13 protein-coding genes, 1 pseudogene and 1 riboswitch are annotated in these 11148 nt (G+C 72.6%); of the genes and pseudogenes, 12 read left to right on the top strand and 2 right to left on the bottom strand.

From position 1 onward, the window contains the following. The 5 genes and pseudogenes from ACI379_RS08100 to ACI379_RS08080 form a co-directional block, all read left to right on the top strand. A pseudogene (locus tag ACI379_RS08100) lies at positions 1-731 on the top strand (primosome assembly protein PriA); the annotation flags it as partial. A 113-nt stretch (positions 732-844) separates the two neighbouring features. After that, a complete protein-coding gene (gene def, locus ACI379_RS08095) occupies positions 845-1390 on the top strand; it encodes a peptide deformylase (RefSeq protein WP_439791574.1) in 546 nt (181 codons plus the stop codon). A gap of 1 nt (position 1391) precedes the next feature. Further along, positions 1392-2330, top strand: a complete 939-nt coding sequence (gene fmt / locus ACI379_RS08090) for a methionyl-tRNA formyltransferase (RefSeq protein WP_439791573.1) — start codon at positions 1392-1394, stop codon at positions 2328-2330. Positions 2331-2367: 37 nt separating this feature from the next. Beyond that, a complete protein-coding gene (locus ACI379_RS08085; protein WP_439791572.1) occupies positions 2368-2784 on the top strand; it encodes an MmcQ/YjbR family DNA-binding protein in 417 nt (138 codons plus the stop codon). Next, positions 2777-4144 (top strand): RsmB/NOP family class I SAM-dependent RNA methyltransferase, encoded by a 1368-nt coding sequence (locus tag ACI379_RS08080; RefSeq protein WP_439791571.1) that lies wholly within the window; start codon positions 2777-2779, stop codon positions 4142-4144. The genes ACI379_RS08085 and ACI379_RS08080 overlap by 8 nt, the downstream gene beginning before the upstream one ends. Before the next feature lie 6 nt (positions 4145-4150). On the opposite strand, the gene ACI379_RS08075 is transcribed toward ACI379_RS08080, so the two are convergent. After that, positions 4151-4867 carry an AAA family ATPase gene (locus ACI379_RS08075; RefSeq protein ID WP_439791570.1) on the bottom strand — a complete coding sequence of 239 codons (717 nt, stop codon included), beginning with the start codon at positions 4865-4867 and terminating at the stop codon, positions 4151-4153. Between the two features lie 64 nt (positions 4868-4931). Here ACI379_RS08075 and ACI379_RS08070 point away from each other — a divergent pair, with 64 nt between their 5' ends. Together ACI379_RS08070 and ligD are read left to right on the top strand one after the other, a co-directional pair. Next, positions 4932-5822 (top strand): Sir2 family NAD-dependent protein deacetylase, encoded by an 891-nt coding sequence (locus tag ACI379_RS08070; protein ID WP_439791569.1) that lies wholly within the window; start codon positions 4932-4934, stop codon positions 5820-5822. Between the two features lie 9 nt (positions 5823-5831). Further along, positions 5832-6794, top strand: a complete 963-nt coding sequence (gene ligD, locus ACI379_RS08065) for a non-homologous end-joining DNA ligase (RefSeq protein WP_439791568.1) — start codon at positions 5832-5834, stop codon at positions 6792-6794. A gap of 29 nt (positions 6795-6823) precedes the next feature. Here ligD and ACI379_RS08060 read toward each other — a convergent pair whose 3' ends face one another. Next, positions 6824-6982, bottom strand: a complete 159-nt coding sequence (locus ACI379_RS08060; RefSeq protein ID WP_439791567.1) for a hypothetical protein — start codon at positions 6980-6982, stop codon at positions 6824-6826. A 408-nt stretch (positions 6983-7390) separates the two neighbouring features. On the opposite strand from ACI379_RS08060, the gene rpe reads away from it, so the two are divergent. The 5 genes from rpe to ACI379_RS08035 form a co-directional block, all read left to right on the top strand. After that, a complete protein-coding gene (rpe, locus tag ACI379_RS08055) occupies positions 7391-8074 on the top strand; it encodes a ribulose-phosphate 3-epimerase (protein WP_439791566.1) in 684 nt (227 codons plus the stop codon). A 72-nt stretch (positions 8075-8146) separates the two neighbouring features. Further along, positions 8147-8276: riboswitch (FMN riboswitch) on the top strand. A 95-nt stretch (positions 8277-8371) separates the two neighbouring features. Beyond that, positions 8372-9448: a bifunctional diaminohydroxyphosphoribosylaminopyrimidine deaminase/5-amino-6-(5-phosphoribosylamino)uracil reductase RibD gene (gene ribD / locus ACI379_RS08050; protein ID WP_439791565.1), complete on the top strand. Its 1077-nt coding sequence runs from the start codon at positions 8372-8374 to the stop codon at positions 9446-9448. 2 nt (positions 9449-9450) lie between these two features. Then, positions 9451-10080: a riboflavin synthase gene (locus ACI379_RS08045; RefSeq protein WP_439791564.1), complete on the top strand. Its 630-nt coding sequence runs from the start codon at positions 9451-9453 to the stop codon at positions 10078-10080. Then, positions 10080-10790, top strand: a complete 711-nt coding sequence (locus ACI379_RS08040) for a nicotinamide mononucleotide transporter family protein (protein WP_439791563.1) — start codon at positions 10080-10082, stop codon at positions 10788-10790. The genes ACI379_RS08045 and ACI379_RS08040 overlap by 1 nt, the downstream gene beginning before the upstream one ends. Continuing rightward, the coding region (locus tag ACI379_RS08035) for a 3,4-dihydroxy-2-butanone-4-phosphate synthase (protein WP_439791562.1) at positions 10787-11148 on the top strand (362 nt) is incomplete at its 3' end. The genes ACI379_RS08040 and ACI379_RS08035, both read left to right, overlap by 4 nt.

The following is an 11148-nucleotide window of genomic DNA, read 5'->3' as shown; positions in this document are numbered from 1 at the left end:
CCGGCCCGACCACTCCGCCGGCCTGCCGCTGGTGCGCCACCGCCGCCCCGGCCTGGGCCTGCCCGACGTGCGGCCACCACGGCCTGCGTGCGCCGGTCCGCGGCAACGTGCGCACGGCCGAGGAACTGGGCCGCTCGTTCGCCGGCACCACGGTCCGCTCCTCGCACGCCGAGCACATGGTCGACTCCGTGCCGCACGAGCCCGCGATCGTGGTCGCCACCGTGGGCGCCGAGCCGGTCGCCGAGCGGGGCTACGGGACGGTCGTGCTGCTCGACACGTGGCTGACGCTGGCCCGCGACGACCTGCGGGTCGAGGAGGAGGCCCTGCGGCGCTGGATGTCGGCCGCCGGGCTGGCCGGCGAGCACGGTCACGTGGTCGCCGTCGGCGACCCGTCGTACCCGTCCCTGCAGGCACTGGTCCGTTGGGACCCGGCCGGCTTCGCCTCCCGGCAGGCGGCCCAGCGCGCCCAGGCCCACCTGCCTCCGGCAGCCCGCGTGGCCACCCTGACCGGGACGCCGGGAGCGCTGAGCGACGCGCTGACGGTGCTCGACCTGCCGTCCCACGCCGACGTCCTGGGGCCGGTGCCCGACGGCGAGGAGGAGCGGGTCATCCTCCGCGTGCCACCGGCCGACGGCACCGCACTCGTGTCGGCGCTGGGAGAGCTCCAACGCGTCCGGGCCGCCCGCAAGCTCGAACCGGTCCGGGTGCAGGTCGACCCGGCCACCCTGTGAGCGCCGCCGTGTGAGCCGCCCGCGCCCCGCAGCACCGGCACTGGTGCGGCTGGACCTCACCCCGCTCACTAGACTCGACCCCTGCCCCGACGTACCTGCCCGAGAGGACCCACGTGGCCGTCCAGCCGATCCGACTCTTCGGAGACCCCGTGCTGCGTCAGCGCGCCATCGAGGTGGAGAGCTTCGACAAGGACCTGCGCAAGCTCGTCACCGACCTGACCGACACGATGCTGGCGGCACCCGGTGCCGGACTCGCGGCGCCACAGATCGGGGTCGGTCTGCGTGTGTTCACCTACAACGTCGACGGCGTCGTCGGGCACCTGGTCAACCCGGAGCTCGAGCTCTCCAGCGAGACGCAGGACGGCCCCGAGGGCTGCCTGTCGCTGCCGGAGCTCACCTACGACTGCATCCGGGCGCTGTCCGTGGTCGCGACCGGCTTCGACATGTACGGCGACCCGCAGCGCATCGAGGGCAGCGAGCTGCTCGCCCGTGCGCTGCAGCACGAGACCGACCACCTCGACGGGGTGCTCTTCATCGACAAGCTCGACACGGCCGCCCGCAAGGCGGCCATGAGGGAGATCCGGGAGTCCGACTGGTTCGGACTGGAGCGACCCACCGTCAAGATCTCACCCCACGCCACGAACGGATTTGGTTTCTGACATGCGCATCGTCTTCGCCGGCACCCCCGAGGTGGCGGTTCCGTCCCTGAACGCCCTGGTCGACTCCGAGCACGAGGTCGTCGCGGTGGTGACCCGGCCCGACGCCCCCAGCGGGCGCGGCCGCAAGCTGGTCGCCAGCCCCGTCGCGCAGCGGGCCGAGGAGCTGGGCATCCCGGTCCTCAAGCCCGAGCACCCGCGCGACCCCGACTTCCAGGCCGAGCTGACTGCCCTGGCACCCGAGGCGTGCCCCGTGGTGGCGTACGGAGCCCTGCTCCCGCAGTCGGCCCTCGACATCCCCACGCACGGCTGGATCAACCTGCACTTCTCGCTGCTCCCCGCGTGGCGCGGTGCGGCCCCCGTGCAGCACTCGGTGTGGGCGGGCGACGAGATCACCGGCGCCACGACCTTCCGGATCGTCAAGGCCCTGGACGCCGGCCCGACGTTCGGCGTCATGACGGAGAAGGTGCGCCCCACCGACACCTCCGGCGACCTGCTGGGGCGTCTGGCAGAGGGTGGCGCCCACCTCCTCGTGCAGACGATCAGCGGGATCGAGTCCGGCCAGCTCGAGGCGCGCGAGCAGCCGAGTGACGGCATCACGATCGCGCCCAAGATCCTGGTCGACGACGCGCGCATCGACTGGACCCAGCCCGCGGTGGCGATCGACCGCCAGGTCCGTGCCTGCACGCCGGCGCCGGGCGCGTGGAGCACCCACGAGGGCGAGCGGATCAAGATCGGTCCCGTCACGCCGGTGGAGGCGGAAGGGCGTGCGGCGCTGGCGCCGGGCGAGCTCGAGGTCACCAAGAACGCCGTGTTCATCGGTACCGGCACCAGCCCGGTCAAGCTCGGTGAGGTCAAGGCGTTCGGCAAGAAGCAGATGCAGGCCGCCGACTGGGCGCGCGGCGTACGACTGGCCTCCGGCGTCCGCTTCGGCGACGAGTGAGGGCCCACGGCCGGGCTCGCTCCCGTAGCCTCGGACGATGAGCACCCCGGCACGCCCCGAGGACGTCGACGAGATCTGCGCCGCGCTCCCGCAGACCGAGTTCGGCACCTCGTGGGGCGACGTTCCGACGTGGAAGGTCCCGCGCGGGGAGAAGGGGCGCGGTTTCGTCCTCTACCGCCACCCGCACCACACGGCCGTGGACCCGGCCACGGGTGAGCCGTACCAGGACCTGCTGGTCATCGTGACGCCTGGACCGGGGGAGAAGGCCAGTCTGGTCGACGACCCCGATCTTCCCTTCTTCACCATCGATCACTTCGCCAGGACCAACGCAGTCCTCGTGCAGCAGTCGCGGCTCGGTGAGCTGAGTCGCGACGAGCTGCGTGAGGTGATCACCGACGCGTGGGCGCACCGCGCCCCCGCGAGACTCGCCAAGGAGTTCTTCGCCGATGGGTGACAACAGCCAGCGCCGACGGGGCGCCGCACGGGCGGCCGCCCGGTCGCGACGCCCCAGCCTCGACCCGGCTCGCCTGGCGGCCTGGGACGTGCTCAAGGCGGTGCGGGTGGACGACGCGTACGCCAACCTGGCCCTGCCGGCCGCGCTCGCCCAGCACGGGCTCAGCGGGCGTGACGCCGCCTTCGCCACCGAGCTGGTCTCCGGGACGATCCGGGGCCAAGGCACCTACGACGGCATCATCGACGCGTGCCTGACCGCCCCACGCCTGGAGGCGAAGGTGCGCGACGTGCTCCGGCTGGGCTGCCATCAGCTGTTGGCGATGCGGGTCCCCGACCACGCGGCGATCACCACCAGCGTCGACCTCGCGCGGCTGCGCGTGGGCACCGGGCCGACCGGTCTGGTCAACGCGGTGCTGCGCAAGGTGGCGGCCCAGGACCTGGACGCGTGGATCGCCGCGGTGGCACCGGATGCCGCCCAGAACCCGACGGGCCACCTCGCCCTCGCCACCTCGCACCCGGCCTGGGTGGTCGACGCCTTGGGCGAGGCGCTGGTCGGCCACGGGCGCTCGGCCGAGGAGCTGCCCGCCCTGCTGACGGCCGACAACGAGGCGCCCGCGGTCACCCTGGTGGCCAGGCCCGGACTGGTGGAGGTCGACGAGCTGGTCGAGGCGGGCGCGGTTCCCACGGGTCGTTCGCCGTACGCCCTCACCTGGCCGGGTGGCGACCTGTCCACGGTGCCCGCGCTGGTCACCGGGCGTGCGGGCGTGCAGGACGAGGGGTCGCAGCGCGTCGCCCTGGCCCTCGCCGACGCCCCGCTCAGCGGTCCCGACCAGCGGTGGCTGGACCTGTGCGCCGGCCCCGGCGGGAAGACCGCGCTGCTCGCCGCGCTGGCCGCGCGGCGCGGCGCGAAGGTGCTCGCGAACGAGCGTCAGCACCACCGGGCCAAGCTGGTCGCCCGCGGGGTGCGCGCGGTGCCGGGCGGGATGCTCGGCACGGTCACCGGCGACGGCACCGTGCCCGCGTGGCGCGAGGGCTCCTTCGACCGGGTGCTGGTCGACGCTCCCTGCTCAGGCCTGGGCGCGCTGCGGCGTCGGCCGGAGTCGCGCTGGCGCCGTACGCCGGGTGACGTCGCGGACCTGGTGCCACTGCAGAAGTCACTCCTTGCCAGCGCCCTCACCGCGGTGAGGGCGGGCGGCGTGGTCGTCTACGCCACCTGCTCCCCGGTGCTGGCAGAGACGAGCGAGGTGGTCGCGGCCACCCTCGAGCGGTTCCCTGGAGTCGTGGAGCTGTCCCGCTTCCAGCTGTGGCCGCACACCGACGGGTGCGACGCCATGTTCGTGGCGGTCCTGCGTCGCGACTGAACGGCCTCAGTCGGTGAGGTGGCGCAGGTAGCGCTCGGGCGCCCTCATGAACTCGCGCCAGTGCCACACGAGGTCGAGGTCCTCCCAGGCGGCCTCGCGCAGCCCCCACGGGCCGACCTCGAGCAGGCGCGCCCCGGGGATGGCGGCGAGCAGCGGGGAGTGGGTCGCGCACAGGACCTGGCCCCCGCGGGAGGCCACGTCGAGCAGGACCCCGGCGAGGGCGAGCTGCGCGCTGAACGACAGGGCGGCCTCGGGCTCGTCGAGACAGTAGAACCCGGGACTGTCGAAGCGCTGCGCGACCAGCTCCATGAACGACTCGCCGTGGCTCATCTCGTGGTACGCCGGCGCGCCGCCGATCTCCTCGATCCACGTGTACCAGCCGTGCATCGTCTCGGCGCGCAGGAAGAAGCCCCACCGCGGCGCGCCGACGCCGCGCTGCAGGGAGAGTGCGCCGGCGAGCGGCGACTCGCTCGGGCGCGTGGAGTGGTCCGCCTGGTTGCTGCCGCCCTCGGGCGAGAGCCCGTACGCGACGGCTGCCGCCTCGACCAGGGTCGACTTGCCGGAGCCGTTCTCGCCGACCAGCAGGGTGATCCCCGGCGGGAGGTCGAGCCCCTCGCGCCACACCTGCTCGACGGCCGGGATGGTGCGGGGCCACCGTCCGGCCGGCAGGGAGTCCGCCTCGCGCGGGGCGAGCCGCACCACGGGCTGCTGCTTGAGTCGCATGGGCACAGGCTAGGTGGCGGGTACGACAGCGGGCGGGGTGCCGGGACCTGCGTACGCTGTCGGGGTGGGGGAGACGCAGGTGGAGGTGGCCGGAGCGCCGGGCAGCGCCCTGGAGCGGTGCGCGGACGGACCGCTGGTCGTGCTCACCGGGGCCGGTGTCTCCACCGACTCCGGGATCCCGGACTACCGGGGGCCGGGATCGGTGCCGCGCACCCCGATGACGTACGGAGAGTTCGTCTCTGGCCCCGCGGCCAGGCAGCGGTACTGGGCGCGCAGCCACCTCGGCTTCACCCGGATGAAGCGGGCCGAGCCCAACCCCGGCCACACCGCGGTCGCGGCGCTGGGCGCCGACCTCGTGATCACCCAGAACGTCGACGGGCTCCACGAGCGCGTCGGCACGCCGCGACTGGTCGCCCTGCACGGGCGCATCGCGGACGTGGTCTGCCTCGGTTGCGGGGCAACCTCCTCGCGCCTCGCACTCCAGGAGCTGTTCGAGGAGCTCAACCCGGGCTGGGCCGAGCGGCACCGCGACGTCGAGGTCAGGCCCGACGGCGACGTGGACCTCGAGGAGACCGCCGACTTCGTGGTCCCCGCGTGCTCGGTGTGCGACGGGGTCCTCAAGCCGGATGTGGTGTTCTTCGGGGAGAACGTCCCCAAGGCGCGGGTCGAGCGGTGCTTCGCGGCCGTCGAGGCGCTGGGGGAGTCGGGCGGGACGCTGCTGGTGGCCGGTTCGAGCCTCACCGTGATGAGCGGTCTGCGGTTCGTGCGCCGCGCTGCCCAACGAGGCGTCCCCGTGGTCATCGTCAACCGGGGCGACACCCGCGGCGACGACCTGGCCTCGCACCGGGTGCACGCGGGTACGAGTTGCTGGCTCGTCCAGCTGGCCACGCTGCGGCGGGCCACCTCCGGCGGCCCCGGGCGCGGCCGTGCTCCGTACGAGCCCGTCAGGGCCTAGCGTGGCCCCATGCCCAGTGCGTCACCGTTCGTGGAGATCGAGGTCGAGGACCGCACCGTCAAGGTGACCAACCCCGAGCGCGTCTACTTCCCCGACATCGGGGCGACCAAGCTCGACCTGGTCGAGTACTACCTGGCCGTGGGGGACGGCATCGTCAACGCGCTGTGGGAGCGGCCCTGCATGCTGCACCGCTTCCCGAAGGGGTTGGCGGGGCCGAAGGTTCACCAGAAGCGGTTGCCCCAGGGGGCACCGGACTGGGTGGAGACCGTCGAGCTGCACTTCCCGCGCTGGAACCGTACGGCCGACGAGCTGTGCGTGACGTCGTTGGCGAGCGTGGTCTGGGCGGTTCAGATGTCCACGGTCGAGTTCCACCCGTGGAACAGCAGGCGCGAGGACACCGAGTCCCCCGACGAGTGGCGCATCGACCTCGACCCCGGACCGGAGTGCGACTGGTCGCGCGTCCAGCGGGTCGCGGGCGTGGTGCACGAGGTGCTCGACGAGCTCGGCGCGGTCGGCTACCCGAAGACCAGCGGCGGCAGCGGCCTGCACGTGTACGTCCGGATCCCTCCCGCGCACGGCTTCACCGACGTACGTCGGGCGGCGCTGGCCTTCGCCCGCGAGGTCGAGCGGCGCGCGCCCGAGGAGGTGACCACCGCGTGGTGGCGCAAGGACCGCGACCCCGCACACCTGTTCGTCGATTTCAACCAGAACGCCCGGGACCACACGATCGCGGCCGCGTACTCGGTGCGTGGCGTGCCGAACGCCCAGGTCTCGGCGCCGGTGCGCTGGGACGAGGTGGACGACTGCCAGCCTGCGGACTTCACGATCGCCACCATGCCGGCGAGGTACGCCGACCTGGGGGACCTGCACGCCGACATCGACGACCACGTCTTCGACATCGCGCCCCTGCTGGAGTGGGCGGAACGCGACGAGGCCGGCGGCGCCCAGGCGCCGGCCGACCTCGAGGAGTAGTGGGGCCGCACTGAGTGGCGGCCGGGGGATCAGTTGCTGTGGACCCCGCAGAGCCAGGCGCCGCGAGCGGTCAGGTTGGCCACGTGGCGGGGGTCCGGGGTGATGGTCGCGGTGCATCCGGGCGCCGCGCAGTGGAGCACGACGCGGCGGGTGCCGGCACGGGCGGTGGGCTGGGTGATGGTGTTCATGGTGTTCTCCTGTGGTGCGTCGGGTGACGCTGCGTCGGGACCGGGCCTGGGGCCTCACGGTCCGCGGAAGGGGATTGGTGGTCCGGTCGACGGGGTCGTCGTTCCGGGGGGTGCGGGGTGCTGACGGGTGACCTGCACGGTGTGTGCGGTGCTGTGCTCGTCCGCTTGCTGTCCGGGGATCCAGGCCAGCCGCCCCGACTGTGCGGAGTGTCGTTGCGAGTGGTGCTCGCTGACACGTCCTTCTGTTCTCGTCGGCGGGAAATGTTCACGCCACGAAGACCAGAACAGGCAACATACCCTGTTCTGTTCCCGAAGCAAGACACATTTCTGTGACGGCGAGTTTCGGGTGCCCCTGATCCGGCCCGCGCGATGCGAGGACGTCGGACGCCCGCGGATACGATGCGGCCCATGTCCAGCGCATGCCAGCAGCACGTCCAGATCACCCCGAGCATCCTCAACGCCGACTTCGCCAAGCTGGGTGAGGAGATCGCGCGCATCCCGAGCGCGGACATGGTCCACGTCGACGTCATGGACAACCACTTCGTGCCCAACCTGACGTTCGGGCCGTCCATGGTCGAGGCCCTGAGCCGCGCGACCGACCTCCCGCTGGACGCGCACCTGATGATCGAAGACGCCGACCGCAACGCACCCGCGTACGCGGAGGCCGGGGCGAGCAGCGTCACCTTCCACGTCGAGGCGACGCGGGCCCCGGTCCGGTTGGCGCGCGAGATCCGGGCCATGGGCGCGCGGGCGTCGATGGCGCTGCGGCCCGCGACCCCGATCGAGCCGTACGAGGCCCTGCTGCCCGAGCTGGACATGCTGCTGATCATGACCGTCGAGCCCGGCTTCGGCGGCCAGAAGTTCCTCGACCTGTGCCTGCCCAAGATCCGCACCGCCCGCGCCCTGATGGACAAGCACGGCGTCGAGACCTGGCTGCAGGTCGACGGGGGAGTCTCGCTGGAGACGATCGAGCGGTGCGCCGAGGCCGGCGCCGACGTGTTCGTGGCAGGATCGGCCGTCTACAGCGCCGAGGACCCGGACGCCATGGTCAAGGCCCTCAAGGCCTCCGCGGAGGCCGTGCGCGCGGGCTGAGCGTTCACTGGGCGGAACGTTCGCGGGAATTCTCCGCCCGTGTGGCACAGTTGTGCCCGTAAGAAGCAAGAGCAGCGTGCTCTGGGGGCGGTGAAACTCCGCACCGGCGGTTACAGTCCGCGACCCGTCCACAGCCAGTGGGCGGTTGACCAGGTGAAATTCCTGGACCGACGGTCAAAGTCCGGATGAGAAGCGCACGCAGCGGATGTGACGTGGTCACCTCTGCCTTCCAGGCGGACGACCGCTCACCACCTCCGTCCACGCCCCCGTGAGTCCGCGCCAGGACCGGGAGGCGAGATGGGGACCAGCGAGGCCGAGAGCCGCGCGATGCGGCGCGCCCTGACCATCGCCGCCACCGCGGGCGTGCCGCTCGGCCCCAACCCCCGCGTGGGCTGTGTCCTGCTGGACGCCGACGGTCAGGTGCTCGCCGAGGGGTTCCACCGCGGTGCGGGCACCCCGCACGCGGAGGCGGCGGCCCTGAGCGAGGCCGGGGAGGCGGCCCGCGGTGCGACCGCCGTGGTCACGCTCGAGCCGTGCAACCACACCGGACGCACCGGTCCCTGCTCGCAGGCGCTCGTCGAGGCCGGCGTGTCCCGCGTCGTCTACGCGCAGACCGACCCCAACGTCGAGGCGTCGGGCGGTACGCAGACCCTGCGCTCCGCCGGCATCGAGGTGGTCAGCGGACTGATGCTCGAGGAGTCCCGGAGGCTCAACCGCGCCTGGACCTTCGCCGTCGAGCACGGACGCCCGTTTGTCACCTGGAAGTTCGCCACCACGCTCGACGGCCGCAGCGCCGCGGCCGACGGCACGAGCCGCTGGATCTCGAGCCGTGCCGCGCGCCTGGACACCCACCGCCTGCGCGCCGAGTGCGACGTGGTCATGGTGGGCACCGGCACGGTCGAGGCCGACGACCCGGCCCTGACGGTGCGCGACGAGGTCGACGCCGTCGTGCCGCACCAGCCGTTGCGCGCCGTGGTGGGCCTGCGCGACCTGGACGCCGGTCTGCGGGTGTTCGACGACGCTGCCGACACCGTCCACCTGCGTACCCGGGACCCGCGGGCCGCACTGGCGTCGCTGCACACCCTCGGACGTCGCCACGTCTTCCTCGAGGGTGGCCCGCGCCTGGCCGCCGCGTTCCTCCAGGCCGGCCTCGTCGACGAGGTAGTCGCCTACGTCGCGCCGACCCTCCTGGGCGCCGGACGCTCCGCCGTGGGCGACCTGGGCATCGCCACGATCAGCGACGCCCTGCACCTCGACGTCGAGGACGTCCTGCTCGTCCCGCCGCACGCGGGCGAGACGCCCGCCGACCCCGTCAACGTACGACTCACCCTGCGGCCGCGTGGCCGCCGGGAAACACACCGGAAGGACCAGTGACCATGTTCACCGGCATCGTCGAAGAGCTCGGCACCGTCACCCAGGTCGTCGACCAGGGTGACGCCATCCGCCTGACCGTCCAGGGACCCCTGGTCCTCGAGGGCACGGGGCTGGGTGACTCCATCGCGGTCAACGGCTGCTGTCTCACGGTCACCGAGATCGAGGGCGACGAGTGGACCGCCGACCTCATGGCCGAGACGCTCGCCAAGACCTCCCTGTCCGGGGCGGCTCCTGGCACCCGGGTCAACCTCGAGCGCGCCGTCACCGTCGACAAGCGCCTCGGGGGCCACATCGTCTCCGGGCACGTCGACGGCGTCGGCGAGGTCCTCTCGCGCACCCCGAGCGAGCACTGGGAGGTCGTCGAGATCTCCCTGCCCGCCGCGCTGGCTCCGTACCTGGTCGACAAGGGGTCGATCACCGTCGACGGGGTGAGCCTGACCGTCGTCACCGCCGGGGAGGACTCGTTCACCGTGAGCCTCATCCCCGAGACCCTCGCCCGCACCACGCTCGGTTCCCGGGCCGTCGGCGAGCTGGTCAACCTCGAGACCGACGTCATCGCCAAGCACGTCGCCAAGCTGCTCACCTCCGGACTGCTCGACCGGCTCCGGAACGCACCGGAAGGAACCCTGTGATGGATCTGTTGGAGTGGCTGGTCGCCGGGACGATCCCGGTGGGAAGCAGCTTCCTGAGCGTGCCCGAGGTGCTGGGCAACGTGTTCGGCCTGGCCAGTGCCATCCTCGGCATGCGCCGGTGGGTCCTGGCGTGGCCGATCGGGCTGCTCGGCAACACCCTGCTCTTCTTCGTCTTCACCACCGGCTCGATCGCCGACGTGGCGGACCAGCCGCTGTGGGGTCAGGCCGGGCGCCAGGTGTTCTTCGCGGCCGTCAGCCTGTACGGGTGGTGGCGCTGGACCCGGGAGCGCGGCAAGAAGGTCACGAACGACTCCGCCGCGATCGAGCCGCGGTGGGCGACGTGGTCGGAGCGTGCGGTGCTGGTCGGTGTCGGCGCCGTGGCGTACGGCCTCACCTGGGCGGTGCTGGCGCAGATCGGCTCGTGGAGCCCGCCGACCGAGGCCTGGATCGTGGCCGGCTCGATGCTGGCGACGTGGGGCATGGCCCGCGGCTGGGTCGAGTTCTGGCTGGTCTGGATGCTGGTCGACCTGGTCGGCGTGATCAGCCTGGTGCGTTCGCCCTACCCGGCCCACGCCACCGTCGGCATGTACCTGTTCTACGCGTTCTTCGTGGTGCTGGGCTTCTTCGTGTGGTGGCGGGCGGCGCGCACGTCGGCCAGCGACGACGCCGACGGTCCCGCGGCGCAGGTCACCGCGGAGGTCAGCGCATGAGCGTCCGTCTTGACCCCGTCGAGCTGGCGGTCGCCGCCATCGCCGAGGGGGGCGCCGTGGTCGTGGTCGACGACGAGGACCGCGAGAACGAGGGCGACATCATCTTCGCCGCAGCGAAGGCCACGCCTGAGCTGATGGCGTTCACCATCCGGCACTCCAGCGGCGTCATCTGCGCACCGCTGCCCGGCGACCTGCTGGACGCCCTCGACATCCCTCTGATGACGCCCGACAACCAGGACGCCTACCGCACCGCGTACACGGTCTCGGTCGACGCCAGGCACGGTGTCAGCACCGGGATCAGCGCGGCGGACCGGGCGCGGACCGTACGGCTGCTCGCCGAGCCGACCACGGCTCCGGA

Origin of the sequence: Nocardioides sp. (assembly GCF_051876515.1) — a bacterium.
In the GTDB taxonomy this organism is placed as follows: domain Bacteria; phylum Actinomycetota; class Actinomycetes; order Propionibacteriales; family Nocardioidaceae; genus Nocardioides.
This window is presented reverse-complemented; position numbering and strand designations above follow the sequence as displayed.